Origin of the sequence: Streptomyces sp. NBC_01460, from assembly GCF_036227405.1 — a bacterium.
Classification (GTDB): Bacteria; Actinomycetota; Actinomycetes; order Streptomycetales; family Streptomycetaceae; genus Streptomyces.
Genome location: NZ_CP109473.1, coordinates 1,035,935 through 1,058,460, shown reverse-complemented (window position 1 = coordinate 1,058,460; position 22,526 = coordinate 1,035,935). Strand labels below are relative to the sequence as shown.

The following is a 22,526-nucleotide window of genomic DNA, read 5'->3' as shown; positions in this document are numbered from 1 at the left end:
GAGCCTCCGGGTGCCGTCCAGGCTGACAGAGGAGGAAACATGCAGCAGGTCAGAACACCGGGCTGGGCCGCCGTCGGCTCGCTCGACGAGAGGACCGAGGGGCAGACCTTCGGCGGTGTGGCACCGATCGCCGCCACCCAGGTGATCGTGACGGTCGCCGCCGCCGTGGTCGTCGCCTACGCGGCCGGAGCGATCATCGGCAGCACCACCGAGCCCTCGCTGTGACCGGCACCCGGTGGGCGACGACCTCCGTATGCCCCGCCACCGCGGTCACGATGCGCGCCCTGTCCGAGAGCGACGCGGGGTACACCGGTCCGGCCGCGAGCCCGATCGCCTCGGTGCAGTTCGTCGTGGCGGAGTTCGTCGTCGGTCCGGCGATCGACGGCACCGGCGGCATCGGCGGCACCCACGAGCCGCAGCTCTGAACAACCCCGTGACACCGCCCCACACACCTTCACACCCTAGGAGGAAGTCCATGAACGCTGCCGTTTTCCAGGCCGTCCCGGCCGCGGCAAGCCCCCTGACCGAGAAGGACCCCGGTTTCACCACCACGGGCACGGCCCCCGTCGCGGCCACGCCCGTCCTCGCGACGGCCGTGTTCGCCGCCGGCTTCGTGGCGGGTGTGGCGGTCTGCGACGCGATCGGCGACACGTCGCCCGTCGAGCAGTGATCGCGGCCCCCACTCGAACCGGAACACGGACAAGGAGAGCCAGATGAATGACACTTCCTTCCTGACACGACCCGGTGCCCTCACCGATATCAGGGTCGACGACCCGCAGGGCCGGGTCATCACCACCCAAACTCCTGTCATGGCCACGCCAGCAGTGGTGTCGGGCGTGATCATCGGCGTGGCCCTGGTGAACGCGTTCGTGGCCGGGCGGGACGGCGGACCTCTCGAGCCCCCCATCGAGGTCGAACTCCTCGGCTGACACAGACGTTCGGTCCCGGCCGGAGCGGCGTGCCGCCCGGCCGGGACCGGACGGGGACGGCCGGACACCGGCCTCCCGCACCGGAGCGCATCCGTATCCGGGCAGTCCGCACGCCGAACGCCCCGTCGCCGGTCCAGCCGACGCCCACGCCGCCGGCCGCCCCTGCCCCACTTCCGCCCAGGAGTACCTTCCATGCTCGCTCGCCTCGCCAAGCTCAGAGCCTCCGGGCCCACCGCCCGGGCGGCGCTCTCGGCTCTCACCGGTCCCCTGCCCGTCTCCCGCAGCCAGGCCATCGGCGCCTCCGAACGGATCGCCGCCGTCACCTCCCTGCTGTCCAGCCTGGAGCACCTCACCACCCCGGATCAGAAACGCCCGGGCGGACTGAACGACTGGGCACTCGCCCGGTACGGGCACGCCCACTACGGCAGGCCACTGCGCAAGCTGCTCGACCTCGTCGCCGACGAGCGGACCAGCCGGTCCTTTCACGCCGCCCGGGTGGCCGCGAGCGCCGTTCTCCTGCTGCCGGGCGACAGCCGGGCCCGCGGAGCGGCCAATCTCTTCCTCGGTCTCAGCGGCGCCCTGCTCTATCCCACCCACCGTTACGGCACGGACGGCTCCGACCAGGCGTCCAACCTGGTGCAGACCGCGACCGGCCTGGCCCGGCTCGCCCCCTCGCCCGCCGCCCAGGACGCGCTGGTGTGGTACGTGGCGCTCCAGTCCAACCTGTCGTACGTCGTCTCCGGCTGGATCAAGCTCCTCGGGAAGGACTGGCGCACCGGCTCCGCCCTGACCGGTGTCATGCGGACCAGGACCTACGGGCACGAGAAGGTGTGGCGACTGACCCGCCGCCACCCCCGGTCCGCACGAGTCCTCGCCCACGGTGTGCTGGCCATGGAATGCCTGTTCCCGGTGCTGTACCTGAAGGGCGGCCTGCTGGCCCGCCCGGTGATCGCCGGCGTCGCGGTCTTCCACGTCGCCAACGGCTCCGTCATGGGGCTGGGCAGATTCATTCCGGCCTTCACCGCGATGCACCCGATGGTCGCGTACACCAGCACGCCCCGCAGCCACCCCGCCGTCGCCGGACGGGACGACCGGATGCCGGCGGCCGCGGCACTGCTCCTGGCCGGCGCCACGGCCGCGGCGGCCGTAGTGGCGGTCCACCGCAGGTTGCGGACCACCGATCACGCGTTCGGTGCCACGGTCACCACCCGCCACGGCAACGAACTGGCCTACGACGGCACGGTCAGCCGGACGGGGGAGGGCCCGGTGGCCGTCCTCGTGCACGGCCTCGGCGCCCTGCCCGCGCACTTCAGCTGGTACGCCAAGGCCCTCAACGCCGAGGGACGCCAGTGGCTGGCCTACAGCCGGGCCGGTTACGGGGCGAGCAGACGGCACGCCCCGACGCCGTACCACCTGGGTGAATCGGTGGACGACCTGGTCGACCTGATCGAGGCTGCCGTCCCGGAAGGACGCCAGGTCTCGCTGGTCGGGCATTCCCTGGGCGGTGAGCTCGCCCGACGGGCGGCAGTCCGGCTCGGCGAGCGGGTGCACTCCGTCGTCTACGTGGACAGCTCCCACCCCCAGCAGCTCGACCGGTCCAGCCAGCAGGGCGCGAACGCCCGGCACATCGAGGAGATGATCCGCTCCACGTCCGTCAGCCTGCGGGCGGGCCTCGGCGTCCTCATGCAGACTCCCGGCTGGATCCGGAACCTGCCCGCCCCGGTGCGAAGCAGGGCGATGGCCGAGTACGCGGACCATCGCGTGTGGACCGCCGCACTGCGCGAATGGCGGGCCGCGGAAAGGGACTTCCGGTCCTTCGAGGGCCCCCTGCCCCGGCTGGACGCCCACGCCCTGGTGCTGTCCGCCCAGCACACGGTCGACCGGGACCCCGACCACCTGCTCCTGCACAAGGACCTCGCCGACGCGCACCTGGAAGGCCGGACCGTCCGCAGCACCGTCGTCGAGGCCGCCGACCACGACGGCATCCTGACCGACCCGCAGCTCGCCTGCGAGGCGGCCCGCCGACTCGTGGCCTTCTTCGGCGACACCACGGCCGTGCTGCCTTCCGCCACGGCCGGACGGCCTTCCGCCACGGCAGGACGGCCCTCCGCCACGGCCGGCCAGGAGGGGGCCCGATGACCGGCACCGCTTCCGCCGCCCCGGCCGGCCGGCTGCTCGCCCGCCACTTCGGCGGCCCGGACGGCCACGTACGGCTGCTCGCCGGCCTGCTGCTGCTGGGCACCCTCTGCGCCCAGCACCCCCAGCCGACGTTCAGCAGGCTCGCCCGGCTCGACGTCTTCTCCACGCTCTTCCCGAACTGGCGCTTCTTCGCTCCGACTCCGGCCCAGCACGATCTCCAGTTCTACTGCCGCACCCTCGACGAGGCCGGAGAGACCTCCGACTGGGCGCCCGTGGAGGTCATCGCGGGGCGCAGGGCCCACCAGATCGTCTGGTTCCCCGCCCGCCGGACCGAGAAGGCCGTCTTCGACCTGGGCACCGAGGTGATGCGTCACCTCGACAAAGGGTTCGCGACGGCCCGCACCCTGCCCGGATACCGCATCCTGAGCGCCTACTTCCGGGCCGGCATCGAACGTTCGGGCGCCACCGGGATCAAGGGTTTCCAGTTCACGCTGGCCCGCAACGCCGGCTACGACGACTCCGAGGAGCCGGAGATCATCTTCGTCTCCCCCTACACCCCGATGCGTCATCCGTCCGCTCCGGCGGCAGAAAGCGAGCAGGCATGAGCACCGCGACCGCACCCTCGGACACCGCCGCCCCCACGATCGCGGACATCGGTTACGGCAGGGTCTTCGCCGACTTCTACGACCGGCTCTTCCCCCAGGACGGCTCGGCCGACCGCACGGCCGCGGCGCTGGCCGCCTGGCATCCCGGCGGGTCCGCCCTCGAACTCGGGGTGGGCACGGGCCGTATCGCCGTACCGCTCGCGCGTCTCACCGGCGAGGTCGTCGGAGTGGACTCGTCCCCGGAGATGCTCGAACGGCTGCGGACCGCCGTCGCGGAGTCCGGGGTCGCCGTGACCCCCGTGCACGGCGACATCCGCACCTACGACGACGGCGACCGCCACGGACTCGTCTACTGCGTCTGCGGCACGATGTCCCTCGTCCTCGACCCGGCGGGCCAGCGCGCCGCCGTCGCCGGTGCCGCGCGCCGTCTCGCGCCCGGGGGAACCCTCGTGGTGGAGACCCACAACCCGGGCTTCGTCCACACCCTGCACGAGGGACTCAGCCGCACCTCGTTCTTCGCGCCCTACCCCGCACCAGGGACCGGGCTCCAGACCTACTCCACGCTCCTCACCGAACAGGGGCTCTGGCACACCTCACACCTGCTGCACGAGCCCGGCGGCACCCGGATAGGAACCGAGATCACGCGGCTCACCACCCCGGAGGACATCGAGGCCTACGCGGCCGAAGCCGGACTCGAACGGGTCAGCCTCCACGGAGACTGGTCGGGCGGGCCGTTCGTCGCCGCCCAGAGCCCCGTCCACATCAGCCGGTTCGTCCGCGCCGACCGTACGGAGACGTCATGACCAGCACCACGACCGCGCCGCGTGGCCTCGTCGCGGAGCTGACCCGTGCCCAGACCCGGCTCCTGACGGGCGGGATACTGCTCGGGATCCTCGGCGTGGCATCCACCCTCGTGCAACCGAAGCTCGTCGCGCATCTCATCGAGGCGGCCGGCCGGCACGAGCCGGTCGCCCTCCTCGTCACCCTGCTGGCCGTCCTGTTCGTCGCGGACGCCGCGCTCTCCGCGACCCAGGGATGTCTCATCGGCCGGGCCGGCGAGAACATCGTCCGCGATGCCCGGGTCCTGCTCTCGGGCAGGGTGCTGCGCGCCGACCTCTCCTACCTCAACACCCAGCGGCAGGGCGACGTGCACACCCGGCTGGTGGGCGACACCGCGCTGATGAAGATCGCGCTCACCCAGAGCCTCGCGCAGATCCTCCTCAACGGGCTGATCGTGCTGGGCGGCGTGGTGATGATGGCCCTGATCGACGTCTGGCTGCTGCTGGTGACCATCGGCTGCCTCGGCGTCGCCAGCGTCGCCTCCATCGGGGTCGCCCGCGGGCTGCGCCGGGCGGCCCTGGTCAACCGCGCGGACACCGGCGAGTTCGGCGCGGACCTCCAGCGGGTGCTCGCCGCCCTGCCCACCGTGAAGGCCGCAGGCGCCGAAGGCCGCGAGGAGGACCGGCTCGCGGCGCGCGCGGACAAGGTCCGCCGGTCCGGCAACCGGGTCACCGTGCTCAACGCCTTGTTCTCGCCGGTCCTCAACGTCGGCCTGCAGGCCTCGCTGGCCGCCGTGATGGGCGTAGGCATGGCCAGGGTGGCGACCGGCTCCCTGGGCGTCGCCGACTTCACGGCCTTCACGATGTACCTCTTCTACCTCGTCTCCCCGCTGGTCCTCGTGTTCCTCTCGCTCGGCACCTACCAGCAGGGCCGGGCCGCCGTGCAGCGCGTGGACGAACTGTCCGGCATCCCGCAGGAGGACACCCCCGCTCCCGCCGCCCCCGGCCCCGAAACCGACGCCGCCCCGGGCCGGGCGCGGGACAGCGCGTCGCCCGCTCCGGAGGGCGGGCACCCGGCCGTCGAATTCCGCGACGTCCGCTTCGGCTACGGCGACCGGCCCGTCCTGGACGCGGTCTCCTTCACCGTCCCCCGGCGGGGGCTCACCGCGCTGGTCGGGGTCTCCGGCGCCGGCAAGACGACGGTCTTCCAGCTCATCGAGCGGTTCTACCGCCCTGGGCGGGGAGCCGTGCTCCTGGACGGCAAGGACATCGCGCACCTGTCACCCGCCGAGATCCGCAGCGGGGTCGGCTACGTCCAGCAGGACAGCGCCGCGATGCGCGGCACCCTCAGGGAGAACATCGTCTACGCCGCACCCGACGCCACCGAGGCCGACATCGAGGAGGCGGTCGAACTCGCCGGGCTCACCGACGTGGTCGCGGCCCTGCCGGAGGGCCTGGACACACCTCTCGGCGACCACGGCATCGGCCTCTCCGGCGGCCAGCGGCAGCGGCTCTGCGTGGCCCGGGCGCTGCTGCAGAAGCCTGCCGTGATCCTCCTCGACGAGGCCACCGCCCACCTCGACTCCGAGGCGGAGGCGGCCCTGCGCGACAGCCTGCGGCGCATCGCCCGCCGCTGTGCGGTCGTCGCCATCGCGCACCGCATCTCCACCGTGGTCGAGGCCGACCGCATCGTGGTCCTCGACGACGGCCGGGTGCGCGCCGTCGGCACCCACCCGCAACTCATCCGGGACGACGCGCTCTACGGCCGGCTGGCCGCCGCGCAGTTCGCGGACGGCGCCCGTGCCGAGGCCGCGGCCGAGGCGGCCACCGGCGTACCGTCCGGGCAGCCCACCGCGGGAGTGGCCGGATGACCCCCGCACCCGCCCGGACCGTGCCGTCGGGGACCCGGCACCGCCCGCCCGGTCCCCGCGACGGCCGGCCGGTCGCCGAGGGCACGGGACGCCCCCGGTGAGCGAAGCGGACGCGGCCGTCGTCGGCAGTGGTCCGAACGGCCTCGCCGCCGCGGTCGCCCTGGCCCGGGCCGGCCTGCGCGTCGAGGTGTACGAGGCCGCCGACACCCTGGGAGGCGGGCTGCGCGGAGCCGACCTGTTCGACTCCGGAGTGGTCCACGACATCTGCTCGGCGGTGCATCCGATGGGCATGTCCTCCCCGTTCTTCAGGGAGTTCGGCCTCGCCGAGCGGGTGGACATGCTCCGCCCGGAGATCAGCTACGCCCACCCCCTCGACGACGGGCGGTCCGCTCTGGCCTGGCACGACCTCGACGTGACCTGCGCCGGGCTCGGACCGGACGGAGCGCGCTGGCGCCGGCTGATGGAACCCCTGCTGGCGCACGGGGCGGACCTGGCCGGGCTGCTCCTGTCCGACCTGCGGCGGCCTCCCGGGCTCCGGGCCGCCCCGGCTCTGCTGAGCCGGGTCCTGCTCCACGGGACCCGGCTCGGGCCGCTCGCCTTCCGCGGCGAGGAGGCCCGGGCGCTGCTGGCCGGTGCCGCCGCGCACCTGACCGGCCCGCTGCCGTCGCTGCCCGGCGCCGCCGTCGGGCTGCTGCTGGCCCAACTCGCCCACGGGCCGGGCTGGCCGGTACCGCGCGGCGGCAGCCGCAGCATCGCGGAGGTCCTGGCCGCCGACATCCGGGCGCACGGTGGCGTCCTGCACACCGGGCGGGAGATCACCGACCTGCGGGAGCTGGGCGGTGTCCGGGTGGTGCTCCTGGACCTCTCTCCCACCGCACTGGCGTCCCTCGCCGGGGACCGGCTGCCCCCTGGTTACGCCCGGGCGCTGCGCCGCTACCGCTACGGCCCGGCGGCCGGCAAGGCCGACTTCCTCGTCTCGGAACCGATCCCCTGGGCCGCTCCCGCTGTCGGCCGGGCGGTGACCGTGCACCTCGGAGGGACGGCGCAGGAGGTCTTCCGGCAGGAGACGGCCAACGCCCGGGGCACGTCGGGCGACCGGCCCTTCGTGCTGGTGGTGGACCCGGCGGTCGCCGACCCGGGGCGTGCCCTCCCCGGGCGCCGTCCGGTGGGGGCGTACGCGCACCTCCCGCACGGCTCCACCCGCGACCCGCTCCCGCTGGTGCGGGCGGCGATCGAGCGGTACGCCCCCGGCTTCACCGACACCGTGGTCGCCGAACGTGGTGTCTCAGGCGCCGCGTTGGCCCGCTACAACCCCAACTACGTCGGCGGGGACATCGCGACGGGGGCCCTCGGCCTGCGGCAGTCCGTCTTCCGGCCCGTCGCCCGCTGGGACCCGTACCGCACCCCGTTGCCGGGGGTCTACCTCTGCTCGGCCGCCACCCCGCCGGGCCCCGGCGTGCACGGGATGTGCGGCCTGCTGGCCGCCCGGACCGCTCTGCGCCGGGAGTTCGGCCTGCGGGTGCCGCCGCTGGGGCGGACCGGGGCAGGGGCCGGCGGCGCCGACCGGGACGGAGCGGCCGCGGGCTGAGGCCTCTTCCTCGGAGCCGTGGCGCACGGGCCCTGTCGTACGCCGGTCGTCGGCGGTGGCGCGCGACGGCCGACGACCGGGGGCCGCCGACGGGCGGCCCTGTGACTGCCCGGTCCGGACGGTCACCCGGCCCCGGGCGGCACGCTCACACCCAGCCGCGCTCACGCGCGAGCAGCGCGGCCTGAGCCCGGTTGCAGGCGCCCAGCAGACTCAGTACGTCGGAGATGTGCCGCCGGTAGGTGCGGAGGGACATCCGGGCCTGCCTGGCGCCCGTCTCGTCCTTGCTGACGGCGCACATGGCGGTGATCACCAGGCGCTGGGTGTCGGTGAGCCGGGCGACCTGCCCCGTGTCCGCCGTCACCAGGTCGGCGAAGTCGGTCGCGGTGGCCCACAGCCGCTCGAAGAGGCCGACCAAGCTGCTCACCAGCCCGCTCTCCTCGGTGTACAGGGCGCCGCGCCCGGTGTCGCGGGCGTCGATGGGCACCAGCGCCGCGTGCCGGTCGTAGACGAGGACCGTCTCGCGCAGTTCGTCCGCGACCCTGATGGCGGCCCCGCCGACGTGCAGGTGCCGCATTCGGTCGAGACTCCCGGCGTCCGCGAGCGCCGTCGCCCGCACGAGGACCCGTACGCGCACCGTCCTGCTCAGCCGCCCCAGGTCGAGGTGCCGGGCATAGCCGGCGCTCTCCGGCGCCAGGGCGTCGCAGGGGTCGGCCGCGAGCACCTCCGACCGTGCGCCGAAGGCCAGTTGGCCCACCCGGGCGCGTACCTCCCGCAGGTCCTCCAGCCGGAACAGGGCGGCGGCGCCCTCTCCCGGAGCAGCGGTCCCGAGCACCGGCCCTTCATGCCGCAGGGACCGCAGGATCGGTCGTACGTCGACGAGCTGACGCATCGTCCGGTGCGCCGTGTCCAGTTGCTCCCCGGCCAGCCGGGGCACGGCGACGACGGGATCCACGGCCCAGGTGTTCGCCTCGTCCCCGTGCAGCAGGCGCAGCTCCCGGAGCCGCGCGACGGCTCGCACTCCGCTCTCCCGATCGCCGGCTGACGGCCTGGGGACCTCACCCTCCGATGTTCCGGGATTCCGCAGGAAGTGGCGGTAGACGTCCTCCTCGATGCTGGTCAGACCGAGTACGGACATGCTGTTGGTGTTCATGTGGCCCCCCTGAGAAGCTCGGTCCGGTCGCCCGGTGCGATCACCGACCCACGCTAGCCACCGCCCCCGGGCGGTGGAGTCCCACAGCGGTCTCACAGGAGTCTCAGAGGCCTGTCCGGTTCGCGGTCTTCTCGTCGCGGAGCCCGGTCAATAGGGTGTCGCCGTGATCGACGAAGGGCCTGCGGGACGCGTGGTGGGAGACGTCATGACCGAGGCGGCGGCGACCGGTGCACCGGCTCGGGCGACGCCCGACGTCCTGCGGGTGGCCATGGGCCGCCACCGGCTGGTCAACCTGACGGGGCCGCTCGGGAGCGGCAAGTCGTGGCTGGTGTCACGCCTGTCGTCGGCACGCGTGCTGGACCTGTCCCGCGCTGACGCCACGGACGCGGTGCGGGACGCGCTCGCCGAGCCCACCACCCGGTCGCTGGTGCTGGACGGCGCCGACGGCCCGGAGGCCCTCGCGGCGCTGGAGCACGTGCGGCTCCCGCGCGAAGCGCCCGCCGCACCCCTGCTTCTGGTGAGCCGACGGTCCTTACTGGCCCAGCCCGGCTGGACGCTCTCGGGAGCGGCTGTGATCGAGACCGCGCCGTGGTCCGACGACCGGATCGCCCGGCTGGCGGCCGGCGCCCAACTGGCCGACCCGGTGGCACGGGACCTGGTCGTCCGCATGGCCGGGGGCAACCCGCTGGTCGCCTGCGCGGCCTGCCGGGCCCTGCACGCGGGCGCCTCGCCGGACGCCCCCGGGGCCGTCGCCGACCAGGTCGTGCAGGAGATCACCGAGCGGCTCTCGCGCGAGCGGCCCGCCCACGGGTGGCAGCGCGCCCTGGACAAGCTCGCCGTGGTCTGGGGCGGAGACCGGGAACTCCTCGGAGAGGGCCGGGAGCTCTTCGACACCCTGGGCCGGCTCAGTCTCGTGACCCGTACGGAACTCGGTCTGACCGTCCTGGAACCGTTCCGCGCCGTGTTCGAACAGGCCCATCGGTGGCGGCAGCCCGCCGCCCACCACGGTGTACGGTCCCGCGCGCACGCCCATCGGAGGCGGCAGCTGGCCGCGGAGGCGAGCGTCGCCCGCAAGGGGCGGCTCGCCGAGGGAACCATGGCCCTCATCGACGACACCGTCATACGCGAGACGCTGTTCCCGGCGAGCGCCGGCGACGGCGCGATCCAGACCGCGACCCCGGGCGACGCCGACGACATCGGCGGGCTGATGCACCAGTGGGCCCGGCAGGGAGGCATGGACACCCGGCGCACGGAACGCCTGGTGGAACGGTGGCTGCACGACGACCCCGCCGGCTTCCGGATGGCCCGGGACCGCGACGGCCGGGCCGTGGGTGTCATGGGTCTGGTCCGCGTCGCCGACCGCACCGTCGGCAGCATGGAACCCCTGCTCCAGCAGCACACCGACCGGCTGATGGGCGGGCAGCGGGCCCGGTCCCTGGTCCTCGGGGCCGCGTACTGCCCGGAGCGCGGACTGCACGCGCGGTTGCTGCGGGACCTGCTGCACCAGGTCATGGCCAACAGCCTGCTGCTGACGGTCTCCACGCCGAGCCCGCGCTACCAGCACCTCCTGACGAGCTTACGTTTCCACCAGCACGGCACCACCACCGACGACGTCTACCGGTGCGGCCGGAAACCCGAGATCTACAGCCAGGACTTCGAGCAGGACGCGATCGCCGACTGGGTGGAGCGGCTCGCCCTCGGGCCGGGGCCGGGCGGCCCCTCGGCCACCGGCCGCGACGTGGGACAGGCACTCGCGCACCTCACCGACCTCGCCTGGCTGGCGCACAGCCCGCTGCTGCGCTCCCCGGGTACGGGGACGGCGGAGGATCTGCGGAAGGCGCTGCGGGAGGGGGTGCGCACCTTGGCGGACAGCGACGCACCCGAAGACGCCGAGGCCGGGCAGATCCTGCTGCACTACTACCTCGGACGCCGGCAGACCCATCAGCAACTGGCACTCCGGCTCCACATGAGCCGGGCCACCTACTTCCGCCGGCTCCGGCACGGACTGGACCTTCTCGGACAACGGCTGGCGGCGGACTGAGTCCTGCACACCGGTGGCGAGGGAAGTCCGCGACGGCTCCGGCCCCGAGCCGCTCCGCCGTCGATCCGAAGACCGTCCGCACGGAGCCAGGGGTGAGCGGATCTTCGAGCGCCGGTCCCGTCCGGTCGGCCGGACCGATAAGTGATGTGCCCCACATCGAGCGAACGCGAGAACACGCAACGCTCCGCAGGCCATACTGATTGTCATGACACCGACGGCCAGATCCGTGGGCGCCTGCTGTTCGATGCTGCGCGCAGGCCTCGAGCGCCCGGCCGGGATGTCGCGTTCGACCGATCTCCCGGGGCTCGTCGACACCGAGGGCGGACGGGTGGACCATGCCGGGTTCACCGATGCGGAACGCTGCCGTCAGGAGCGGGGCCGTGTGTTCGCCCGGATCCGCGCCCGCACCGGCTCGTGGCCCACTGCGGCACCCTGGTGTCCCGCGCCGATCTCGGCTCGATCCGCACGTGCGCCTGTACCCACCACGGCCGGCCCCACGACCTGGCCGACGCGCTGGTGAGCGTGCCGAAGCCGCCAGACCGTCCCGAGTCGTTCGACACCACCGCCCGGGATCCGGTCGAGCAGCTGACGCCGGATCACACGACCCATTGATCTTCGGCCCCCCGGAATCCGGAGCCGGTGCCGGTGCCGCAGCGTCATGCCCGGGTGGCGTGGCAGGAGGGAGTCCGTCATGAACCTGCTCACGCTCGCCCGCATGTACGCCGACGGTGAGATGTCGACGACGGGGGTACTGGCCGAACTCGACAGACGCGTGGACATTCCCTTGTCCGAGGGGCAGCGCGGCCTGTGGGTGCTTGCCAAGATGGAGCCGGAGACGTACGCGTACAACGTTCCCCTGTGCTTCTCGTCTGCGGACGTGGACACCGCGGCGCTTCAGGCCGCATTCCGCGACACGCTTTCCCGGCATCCGCTTCTCTCGGCCACGGTGCGCGAGACGGATGACGGACCGCGTCTGTCCCACGGAGATGCGGACGGTTTCGTCGTCGACCACGTGGACATCTCCCATGTGCCGTCCGGTCACGTGCTGAACTTCTTGAAGAAGAGCGCGAGGCGGCCGTTCGACCTGGCCGGTGACCCCTTGACCAGGCTGGCCGTCCTGCGTCGCTCCGCGTCCGAGGCCTACGTTCTGCTGGTCGTTCATCACCTCGTGATCGACGGGGTGTCGGGGCGCCTCGTCATCGACACGCTGTTCGGCTCGTACCGGGCGCGGGTCGAGGGGCGGGACGTGCCGATCGAGGTGGGATCCGCCTCATTCGGTGAGTTCGTCGCGTGGGAGCGGGACGTACTCGCCGGCGAGCGCGCTGAGGAGGACCGCGAGTTCTGGGTGCGGGAGCTCGCCGGCGCGGACGTCCTCACGGGGTTACCCTCGCAGGCGGCTCTGCCGCCTGACGCGCCTCATGTGGGCGAGGTGTACACCAGCCGGCTGCCGAACGAGCGGACCGCCGCCGTCGCGGCCTTCACCGCTTCCCATGGGATCAGCCCGGGGATCTTCTTCCTGACGGCCTTCCTGACCCTGCTGCACCGGTACACCGGCAGCGAGGACCTCGTCATCGGGATGCCGGTGGCCGGGCGCCCGACGGAACACTTCGACCGGATCGTCGGCTCCTTCGTCAACACCCTGCCCGTCCGGAGCAGGCCCGACGCCTCCGAGGAGTTCACGTCTTTCGCCCGGCGCGTACGGTCCACGGTGCTCGACGTACTCGAGCACGGGACCTACCCGTTCCACCGGATCGTGGGTGATCTCGGTGCCCGGGGCGTGAATCCGCGGTCGCCCGTTTACCAGATCGTGTACAACTATCAGGATTCCGCTCTCTCCGGATACCTGGGCGAGCGGGCCCGCGCCACCGGCGAGACGGACTTCGAGCTCGTCGACGGGCTGTACCAGCTGGGTGAGTACGACCTCACGGTGGACGTGGCTCCCGGTGACGGGTTCCTGGTGAACTGGAAGTACCACCCCGACGCCTTCTCGGCCGACGCCGTCGCGGGCATGGCACAGCATTTCGCCACCCTGGTGGACAGCATCCTCGACTCGGACGGGCAGTCGCCGACAGGCAGGCTGAAGCTGCTCGGCGACGAGGAACGGCGCCTCGTCGTCGAGGCATGGAACCGCACCGAGGCCGACTTCCCCGCGCATCGGACGTGCTGGGACCTCTTCACGGATCAGGCTGAGGCGAACCCGGACGCCCCGGCGGTCACCTGCGGGGAGCGGACTCTCACCTATCGCGAACTCGCGGACCGCAGCTCGGCGCTGGCACAGACGCTGACGCGTCAAGGCGTCGGCCCCGGGGACGTCGTAGGGGTCTGCTACGAACGGTCACTCGACCTTGTCGTGGCCCTCCTCGCCGTCATGAGGCTCGGCGCGGTGTACCTGCCCCTGGACGGCCGACTGCCGGCCGAACGCCTCTCCTACATGGTCGAGGACAGTGGCGCGGAACTCGTCGTCTGCCATGAGGCGGTGATGGACAGGCTGGCCGCCGTGGGGACGCCGAAGGCGAGACTGTATCCGACGGACCGTCAGGATGATCAGGTCGCCCAGGTGCGGGCAGAGGCGGGGGAGACGTCCGCCGACGCGCCGGACGCGCGAGCCTCGACGCCTCCAGCCGCCTACGTCATCTACACCTCGGGCAGCACGGGGAAGCCCAAGGGCGTCGTGGTCCCGCACGCCGCGCTGACCAATTTCCTGCTGGCCATGGCGGACACGCTGGGAGTGGCCTCCGACGACCGGCTGTTGGCCCTCACCACGCACAGCTTCGACATCGCCGCCCTGGAGCTCTACCTCCCGCTGATCACCGGCGGGCAGGTCTGCGTCTGTGAAGAGGCCACGGCCGCCGATGCCACGCTGCTGGCCGAGAAGGTCGCCGACTGGCGGCCCACCGTCATGCAGGCCACTCCGGCGACCTGGGCCATGCTGGTGCGCGTCGGGTGGCAGAACACCGAGGGCGTCAAGGTGCTGTGCGGCGGCGAGGCGTTACCCGACGGGCTGAAGGACCAACTCGTGGCGCGCGGCGAGGCCTGGAACCTGTACGGGCCGACGGAGACGACCATCTGGTCAGCGGCCAAGCGGCTGCGTCGTGAGGAGCCGGTGACCATCGGCAGCCCCATCGCCAACACCCAGCTGTACGTCCTCGACCAGAACATGAGTCCCCTGCCCGTCGGCGTGACCGGCGAGCTTCACATCGCAGGCGACGGGGTCGCCCTGGGCTACCACCGGAAGCCGGAGTTGACGGCCGAGCGCTTCCTGGACAACCCGTTCGCTCCCGGACGGCTGTACCGGACCGGTGACCTCGCGCGCCGGCTGCCGAACGGCGAGATCGTCGTCCTGGGCCGGATGGACAACCAGGTCAAACTGCGGGGCCACCGCATCGAACCCGGTGAGATCGAGGCGGTGCTCAACGACCGCCCGGAGATCGGCCGAAGCGTCGTGCTGCTCGAGCACGTCGGCCTGTCGGACAGGCTCACGGCCTACTGCACCGGGAACGGGGACGCACCGGTCGACGCCGCGCTGCTGCGCGCGGAACTCGCCAAGACCCTCCCCGCCTACATGGTGCCCGCCGCATTCGTGGCCCTGGACGCCTTTCCGCTCACGGCGCACGGCAAGATCGACCGGGCGAAGCTGACCGAGGCCGCCCAGGCGGTGCCGCTCCAGGCCGCCGACAGCCCGGTGGCCGCGCCTGCCATCGAGCGGCCTGACACCGAGCGGACCGTGCGCGGGATTTTCGAGGAGGTCCTCGGCGCGCGTGACGTCGATCGTGCCGCAGGCTTCTTCGACATCGGCGGAGACTCGTTCGCGGCCATCGAAGCGGTGGAGCGGATCAACCGCGCGTTCGGCTGCTCGTTGCGCCCCACCAGCGTTTTCGCACACCCGTCCGTCGCGGCGATGGCCCGGCACCTGACGGGGCTGCTGCCTGCCCGGCAGGCACCCGCTGCGCAGCCGGTCGAGCCCGAGCAGTCCCCTGATCCGCGCCGTGCCACTCCGGCGGCCGACGACGCCTCGCTCGATGACTCGATCGCGGTGATCGGCATCTCCTGCCGGTTCCCGGGAGCCATGGACCACCGCGCGTTCTGGTCCGCGCTCGTGGAAGGACGCAGCGGTGGCACGTCATGGTCAGGTGAGGAACTGCGCGCGCTCGGAGTGCCGGAGGAGCTGATCACCCGACCCGGATACGTGCCGCAGCGGTCGGTCGTGGACGGCAGGGCGGAGTTCGACGCAGCCTTCTTCGACATCTCCCCCCGCGACGCCGAGTTCATGGACCCACAGGCACGCCTGCTGTTGCAGCACGCGTGGCAGGCGCTGGAGGACGCCGGTTACCGCCCGGAGGACGTACCCGGGACCAGCGTCACGACGTCCACGAGCACGAACTTCTACCAGGCCCTGCTCCCGGCCCTGATGGCGAACGCGTCGGGCCCGCGGGTCCTGGCGAGCTCCGAGACCTACGCCGCGTGGCTGTTCGCCCAAGGCGGCACGGTGCCCACGATGATTTCCACGAAGCTGCGCCTGCGTGGCCCCAGCATGGCGGTGAGCACCAACTGCTCCTCGGCGCTGAGCGCGGTGCACGTGGCCTGCCAGGGACTCCTGGCCGGCGATGCCGACCAGGCGATCGTCGGCGCGGCCAGCCTGTTCTCCGCGGGGGAACTGGGATACGTGCACCAGCCGGGCCTGAACTTCTCGAGCGACGGGCGCAGCCGCGCGTTCTCCGACGGTGCCGACGGCATGTCCGGCGGTGAAGGTGTCGGCGTGGTCGTCCTCAAGCGCGCCCGAGAGGCGATCGCTGCCGGCGATCACATCTACTGCCTGATCCGCGGCGTCGCGGTGAACAACGACGGCGGTGACAAGGCAGGGTTCTACGCGCCCGGTGTGCGCGGCCAGACCGAGGTGATCCGCAAGGCGCTGGACAAGGCGGGCGTGGACCCGTCGACGATCAGCTACGTCGAAGCGCACGGCACGGGCACGAGGCTCGGCGATCCCATCGAGGTCGCGGCTCTGACCGAGGCCTACCGGCACCACACGGCACGCAGCCAGTACTGCGGCATCGGCTCGGTCAAGAGCAACATCGGCCACCTGGACGCGGCCGCGGGGATCGCCGGCCTCATCAAGGTGGCCCTGGCCTTGCAGAACGGAGAGGTTCCGCGGACCCTGCACTGCGACGTGCCGAGCTCGGAGATCGACTGGGACGAGTCGCCGTTCTTCGTGGCCGACCGGAATCTGCCGCTGGGCGGCGACGAGCCCGCGCGGGCCGGACTGAGCTCCTTCGGGATCGGCGGCACCAACGCGCACGCCGTACTGGAACAGGCGCCGACCGGTGCGCGGGCCCCAGGGCGCCCCGGACCCCACGCGGTGGTCCTCTCGGCCCGCGACGGGGAGCGGCTCGGCGTCCTCGCGCGGCAGCTTCTGGAGTTCCTGCCGGGGTACCGGGACGCGCGCGGCGATCTGGCGTCGCTCGCGTACACGCTGCAGGTCGGGCGGCGGGCGATGACCGAACGAGTGGTCTTCGTCGTGAACGACGTCGACGGGCTGATCGCAACCCTTCAGGAGTACGTCGAGCGCGGGGCGCGCGGAACGGTGTTCGAAGGTACGGCCCGACGGCCTGAGGACCAGCTGCTCGGCCTCTTCGATCGCCCCGGGGAACTGCGGGACCTGGTCGCCGGGTGGCTCGAACACGGGAAGTGGGAGAAGATCGCGCCCCTGTGGGTCAACGGCGTCGACGTCGATTGGCACGTCCACCACGGCGCGAACCCGCCGGTGCGGGTGAGCCTGCCGACGTATCCGTTCGCTGCGAAACGGTACTGGCCGACTGCCGAGGCGGTGTCGGTTCCCCGGGCCGCCGACCCGCTCGACGCGGGATCGTTGCTCGTGGCCGCGGCCGGGCCCGAGAGCGTCGAGACGTTCCTGGCCGGTCGCGCGTCCGCCACGGACGAGATGGACAGCCTCTCGCGCCCGCTCGTGCTCGCACAGCTCGTGGCGGCGGGTCTCTTCGACGTGCCCGTTCGTCGCGACCTGGGCGAGCTGAGCGACCTGAGCGACCTGATCGGGCAAGGGATCACGCCGTCCTTCGCCCAGTGGCTCGACCATACGGTGACCGTGCTGCTGAGCCACGGAGAACTCGTGCGTGAGGGCGAACGCGTGGCACCCAGGAAGAGTGCGCCAGGCCTCGAACAGGCGTGGCGCACCTGGCGCGCGTGGAAGGACGCCCACGCCGAAGATGCGGAGCTGGCGGCCAAGACCGGCCTGACCGAGCGCATGATCGAGGCCTTGCCCGCGATCCTGTCCGGGCGGACGAAGGCCACGGCGGTCATGTTCCCGGGCGGCTCGTTCGAGCTGGTCGAACCGGCGTACCGGGGGAACGCGACGGCCGACTACTTCAACGACGTGACGGCCGGCGCGGTGCGCGCCGAGGCGGACACCCGCCGCGGCGGGATCCGGCTGCTGGAGATCGGAGCGGGAACGGGCAGCACCAGCGAGCGCGTCTTCGCCCGGCTGAAGGGCAGCGACCTCGCCGAGTACCGCTATACGGACGTTTCGAAGGCGTTCCTGATCGACGCGGAGCGGCGGTTCGCCGGCCACGTGCCGTACGTGTCCTTCACGACCTTCGACGTGGAGCGGGAGCCCGGCGCACAGGGTCTTACCGTGGGCGACTACGACATCGTCATCGCCAACAACGTCCTGCACGCCACCGAGGACATCGTGCAGGCCGTGCGTCATGCCAGAGCACTGCTGCGGCCCGGCGGAGTCCTCGTACTCAACGAGCTGGCCCGGAACGACTGGTGGTCGCACCTGACCTTCGGGCTCCTCGAAGGGTGGTGGCGGTTCACGGACGGAAGGCGTATCCAGGGCGGACCGGCGCTGTCCTCGAACGCGTGGCGCGAAGTGTTGCGGGAGTGCGGGTTCGACACGGTTGAACTCCTGGCGGAGCCCGCCCGTGACCTGGGCCAGCAGGTACTGCTGGCGCGCGCCGGTTCGCCCGTCCCGCGCCGGGATCCGCAGCCTGTCGCGCCCGGTTCGCTCGCGGAGCACGTCCGGGTGACCGTCGAGCGGATCCTCGCCGAGACGCTGAAGCTGACCGCGGACGAACTCGCGGCCGACAAGCCCTTCGCCGACTACGGACTGGACTCGCTCACCGGCGTCTCCCTGGTGCACCGGCTCAACGCGTCGCTGAGCACCGACCTCGATCCGAGCGTGCTGTTCGAGAACCCGTCGATCAGGCGGCTGACGAGTTTCATCGTCGACGAGGAAGGCGCCGCCGTCGTGGTGCCTGAGCCTTCCGTGGTGCCCGAGCCTTCCGCGGTGCCTGAGCCTTCCGTGGTGCCTGAGCCGTATGCGGTATCCGAGCCGTCCGCGGTGCCTGAGCCGTACGCGGTATCCGGGCCGTCCGCGGTGTCCGGGCCGTCGGCCGGTGGCAGGGAGCCCGTCGCGATCGTCGGCATGAGCGGCCGGTTCCCGGGCGCCCGGGACGCCGACGAGTTCTGGGACCTGATGGCCTCCGGCCGGGACGCCGTCTCGAAGGTGTCCCGCTGGGACCTCGCGTCGCTGGGCAGCGTGTGCCTGGACGGCGGTCTCCTGGACGGTGTCGACGAGTTCGACCCGCTCTTCTTCGGGATCTCCGGTGCGGAGGCCGTCTACATGGAGCCGCAGCAGCGGCTGTTCCTCCAGGAAGCGTGGCGGGCGCTCGAGGACGCGGGCCACGCGGGCGAGTCGCTCGACCGCGACCGGTGCGGTATCTACGTGGGCTGCGCCGCGGGTGACTACCTGGACATGACGGTGCCGTCCGACTACCCGGGCCAGGCGCTGTGGGGCAACATGAACTCGCTCGTGCCGTCCCGCATCGCGTACTACCTGGACCTGCACGGGCCGGCGATCGCGGTCGACACCGCGTGCTCCAGCTCGCTGGTCTCCCTCTACCTGGCGTGCCAGGCGCTGTGGGCGGGCGAGGTCACCACGGCGATCGCGGGCGGGGTCTACGTCCAGAACTCGCCGCGGCTGTATCTGGCGGCGTCGCGGGCCGGGATGCTTTCCCCGACGGGCCGGTCCCGCTCGTTCGACCAGGCGGCCGACGGATTCGTGCCCGCCGAGGGAGTCGGTGCCCTGATCCTCAAACGGCTCTCGGACGCCGAAGCGGACGACGACCACATCCACGGCGTGATCCGCGGGATCGGGATCAACCACAACGGCACGACGAACGGGATCGTCGCGCCGAACGGGACCTCGCAGGAACGGCTGATCCGGCAGATCTATCAGGACTTCGACATCGACCCCGCGGGGATCGGGCTGGTCGAGGCACACGGCACCGGGACCAAGCTCGGCGATCCGGTGGAATTCCGGGCGCTCGACCGCGCGTTCCGCGGCTTCACGGACGCCGAGCGGTTCTGCTCGCTCGGCTCGACGAAGGCCTCCATCGGCCACGCGCAGGCCGCGGCCGGCGTGATCGGCGTCATCAAGGCACTGCTGGCGATGAGGCACGAGGTGATCCCCGGTCTGCCCCACCACACGGAGACGAACTCCAGTGTCACCTTGGCCGGCAGCCCGTTCTTCGTACACACGGAGCCGCGACGGTGGGACGTGCCGGAAGGCGGCAGGCGGCGCGCCGCGGTCACGTCGCTCGGAGCGAGCGGGACCAACGCCCACGCCGTCATCGAGCAGGCGTCGAAGCCGCCCACGCCGCCGCGGAGCAGGCAGGACGGGGCCCGGTTGATCGCGCTGTCGGCGGCGACCGAGCACGCCCTGCGTGAACAGGTGGCCCGGCTCGCGCGCCACTGCCGCGAGCACCCTGACCTCGAGGTCGGCGAGGTGAGCCACACACTCCTGCTCGGCCGCAGGCACCTGCGGCACCGATGGGCACGGGTGGTCCGGGACATCGCAGAACTGGAGAACCTGTGCACCACCTGGCTCTCCGGGCAGGACAGTCCGGCGCAGAGCGCGGACTCCAGGTTGGGGGCACTCACCCAGCGGTTCCTTGACGGTGAGGCACCGGATTTCGCCGAGTTGTTCCGCGACAGCCGCTACCGCCGCGTTCCGCTGCCGGGCTATCCCTTCGAGCGGGAACGCTATGCGCTGCCGGTCCGCGCGCCGGCGGACGATCGGCCGCGGCACGACGGGGTTGTCCTCACCGGGGACGAGTTCTACCTGCGTGAACACCAGGTGCAGGGAACCGGGATCGCCCCGGGGGCCATGCATCTGCAGTGGGTCGCCGCGACGGCGAGGCGGACCGCGAGCGACGCGGTGCGCCTGGACGACATCGTCTTCCTCCGACCCCTCGCGGTCCCGGGCGTGCCGCGCACACTGCAGGTGGCTCTTCGCGCGGAAGGCGACGTCACCCGGTTCAGCGTGTCCTCCGCAGAGTCCGCCGGAGACGACCCTGTCCTCCATTGTCAGGGCGAGGTGTCCGCTGCGGAGCCGACGGCTGCGCAGGCGCTCGATCTGCCCGCGCTGCTTCGCGATCTCCCGTCCACCGACTTCGATCCCCTGCGCTTCTACGCCGAGTGGCGGGATCGCGGCATCGCCTACGGCCCCACGTTCCAGGGGGTCGTGGCGGTGCACCGCGGCGACAACGCGGTGCTCGCCGAACTGCGGCTGCCTGGCGAGGCGTCAGGAACCATGGACGGCCTCGGTCTGCACCCGGCGCTGGTGGACGCGGCGATGCAGTGCATGCGACTGCTCGACGGCGACGATCAGGTCGGGTTGGTGTTCGCCATCAAGTCGGCCGAAGTCCTCGCCCCCGGCGCGACCACGATGTGGGCCCTGATACGTCGCGCCGAGGACACGCGCGGCGCGGAGCGGATCGACATCGACCTCGCGACCGACGACGGCACGGTGTGCCTGCGTCTGCGAGGCATCGCCGGCCGTCGAGCCGAGCAGACCCGGGACCGGGCGGACGGCGGCGCCACGTCGGACCCGTCGGACGGTGCCGTCACGCTGATGCCGGTGTGGGACCCCCTTCAGCAGACGGAATCCGTGACGTGGCCGCGGAGTCCCGAGTCGGTGGGCATCATCGCGTCCCCAGGGCAGGCGCGGGACGTTCTCGTCGCGCGTTTTCCGGGCGCGCACGTGGTCGCGGACCCGGCGCAGGCTACGCACGACGACCTGGAGACGTCCGTCCGGTCGGTCCCGGAACTCGACCATCTGATCTGGGTGGCGCCCGGAGCCGTGGACGACCGGTCCGGTGCGAGCGTCGTCGAGGGCCAGTCCAGCGGCTCGCTGCATGCCTTCCGCACGGTGAAGGCACTTCTGGCCGCAGGGTACGGCGATCGCTCGTTGGGCCTGACCCTGATCACCGAGCGGGCGCACGCCGTCCATGAGGCCGAGGTCGTCGACCCGGCGCACGCCGGTGTCGCCGGCCTGGCGGGGTCGACCGCGAAGGAGTACCCGGACTGGCGGGTGCGGGTGGTGGACGTCGAGGACCACGACGCGTCCTCTCTCGCCGCGGTGCTCGACCTGGCCGCGGACCCGGACGGGGACCTGCGCATCCACCGCGACGGCCGGTGGCACGGGCAGCGGCTGATGGCCGTTCAGCCGGCCCTGCCGACGTCGTCCCGGCTGCGGCAGGGCGGCACCTACGTCATCATCGGCGGGGCGGGCGCCCTTGGCACGGCCATCAGCGCGTACCTGATCCGCCGGTACCGCGCCCAGGTGGTGTGGCTCGGACGCAGGCCGCAGGACGCGCGAGTCGAAGCCGCCATCGCTCGGGCGACCGGCGTGGACGGACCTGCGCCGCTGTACCTGCGGTCCGACGCCACCGACCTCGCGTCCCTGCGCGCGGCGAAGGACGAGACCGTACGACGGTTCGGCGCGGTGCACGGCGTCATCCACTCGGGCCTCGTGTTCTCCGGGGCGAGCCTGGCCCGGATGAGCGAGACGCAGTTCGAGGACGTGCTGCGCGGCAAGGTCGACGCGAGCGTCCGGTGCATGCAGGTGTTCGGCGGTGACTCGCTCGATTTCGCGCTGTTCCTGTCCTCGATCAACTCCTACCTCAAAGCCATCAAGCAGGCGAACTACGCGGCCGCCTGCACGTTCCTCGATTCGTTCGCACTGACGGTGCAACGCCACCACGGCGCTGCCGGCAAGGTGCTGAACCTGGGCTACTGCTTCAACAACGCACCCACCGAGGGAGAGCGGGGCGCGGTGGTCGGAGCGCAGGCGCCGCTCATCCAGCCGGACGAGCTGACGGCGGCGATCGAACGGCTGTGCGCGGGGCCGGTCAGCAGGCTGACGTTGATGAAATTCAGTCCCGCGCTCAACAACCGGGGCATCGTTCTGGGCGACGACGACGTCATCCTCCCCACGGCCGTGCCGCCGGACGCCGTGCCCGCCGACGTCCAGGAACCGGCGGCGGCGCCGGGCGGCGAACTGGAGCGGCTACGCGCCCGCACCGCAGAGCTGACCGCGCTCGCGATCTGATCGCGGCCTTCGAA

Annotated in this window: 13 protein-coding genes; 12 read left to right on the top strand and 1 reads right to left on the bottom strand. The window is 72.2% G+C overall.

The genetic code is table 11. The features are described from left to right. Nucleotides 1-39: 39 nt before the first annotated feature. The 9 genes from OG488_RS04630 (at nt 40) to OG488_RS04590 (ending at nt 7,911) form a co-directional block, all read left to right on the top strand. Nucleotides 40-225, top strand: a complete 186-nt coding sequence (locus OG488_RS04630) for a hypothetical protein (protein ID WP_329226174.1) — start codon at nt 40-42, stop codon at nt 223-225. After that, the gene (locus tag OG488_RS04625; RefSeq protein ID WP_329226172.1) at nt 222-425 is read left to right on the top strand and encodes a hypothetical protein; all 204 of its coding nucleotides are present in this window, start codon (nt 222-224) and stop codon (nt 423-425) included. The genes OG488_RS04630 and OG488_RS04625 overlap by 4 nt, the downstream gene beginning before the upstream one ends. Before the next feature lie 50 nt (nt 426-475). Beyond that, nucleotides 476-670 carry a hypothetical protein gene (locus OG488_RS04620; RefSeq protein ID WP_329226171.1) on the top strand — a complete coding sequence of 65 codons (195 nt, stop codon included), beginning with the start codon at nt 476-478 and terminating at the stop codon, nt 668-670. A gap of 43 nt (nt 671-713) precedes the next feature. Next, the gene (locus OG488_RS04615) at nt 714-929 is read left to right on the top strand and encodes a hypothetical protein (protein ID WP_329226169.1); all 216 of its coding nucleotides are present in this window, start codon (nt 714-716) and stop codon (nt 927-929) included. A 192-nt stretch (nt 930-1,121) separates the two neighbouring features. Beyond that, the gene (locus OG488_RS04610) at nt 1,122-3,068 is read left to right on the top strand and encodes an alpha/beta fold hydrolase (protein ID WP_329226168.1); all 1,947 of its coding nucleotides are present in this window, start codon (nt 1,122-1,124) and stop codon (nt 3,066-3,068) included. Further along, nucleotides 3,065-3,673 (top strand): hypothetical protein, encoded by a 609-nt coding sequence (locus OG488_RS04605; protein WP_329226167.1) that lies wholly within the window; start codon nt 3,065-3,067, stop codon nt 3,671-3,673. Before OG488_RS04610 ends, OG488_RS04605 begins: the two co-directional genes overlap by 4 nt. Then, the gene (locus OG488_RS04600) at nt 3,670-4,476 is read left to right on the top strand and encodes a class I SAM-dependent methyltransferase (RefSeq protein ID WP_329226165.1); all 807 of its coding nucleotides are present in this window, start codon (nt 3,670-3,672) and stop codon (nt 4,474-4,476) included. Before OG488_RS04605 ends, OG488_RS04600 begins: the two co-directional genes overlap by 4 nt. Then, on the top strand, nt 4,473-6,323 hold the full coding sequence (locus OG488_RS04595) for an ABC transporter ATP-binding protein (RefSeq protein WP_329226163.1): 1,851 nt from the start codon (nt 4,473-4,475) through the stop codon (nt 6,321-6,323). Before OG488_RS04600 ends, OG488_RS04595 begins: the two co-directional genes overlap by 4 nt. Nucleotides 6,324-6,420: 97 nt before the next feature. Beyond that, nucleotides 6,421-7,911, top strand: a complete 1,491-nt coding sequence (locus tag OG488_RS04590) for a phytoene desaturase family protein (RefSeq protein WP_329226162.1) — start codon at nt 6,421-6,423, stop codon at nt 7,909-7,911. A gap of 145 nt (nt 7,912-8,056) precedes the next feature. Here OG488_RS04590 and OG488_RS04585 read toward each other — a convergent pair whose 3' ends face one another. After that, nucleotides 8,057-9,061 (bottom strand): helix-turn-helix transcriptional regulator, encoded by a 1,005-nt coding sequence (locus tag OG488_RS04585; protein ID WP_329226160.1) that lies wholly within the window; start codon nt 9,059-9,061, stop codon nt 8,057-8,059. Between the two features lie 163 nt (nt 9,062-9,224). On the opposite strand from OG488_RS04585, the gene OG488_RS04580 reads away from it, so the two are divergent. The 3 genes from OG488_RS04580 (at nt 9,225) to OG488_RS04570 (ending at nt 22,512) form a co-directional block, all read left to right on the top strand. Beyond that, nucleotides 9,225-11,102 (top strand): hypothetical protein, encoded by a 1,878-nt coding sequence (locus tag OG488_RS04580; protein ID WP_329226158.1) that lies wholly within the window; start codon nt 9,225-9,227, stop codon nt 11,100-11,102. A gap of 414 nt (nt 11,103-11,516) precedes the next feature. Continuing rightward, the gene (locus OG488_RS04575) at nt 11,517-11,714 is read left to right on the top strand and encodes a hypothetical protein (protein WP_329226157.1); all 198 of its coding nucleotides are present in this window, start codon (nt 11,517-11,519) and stop codon (nt 11,712-11,714) included. Between the two features lie 79 nt (nt 11,715-11,793). Continuing rightward, a complete protein-coding gene (locus OG488_RS04570; RefSeq protein ID WP_329226156.1) occupies nt 11,794-22,512 on the top strand; it encodes a non-ribosomal peptide synthetase in 10,719 nt (3,572 codons plus the stop codon). Nucleotides 22,513-22,526 lie beyond the last annotated feature (14 nt).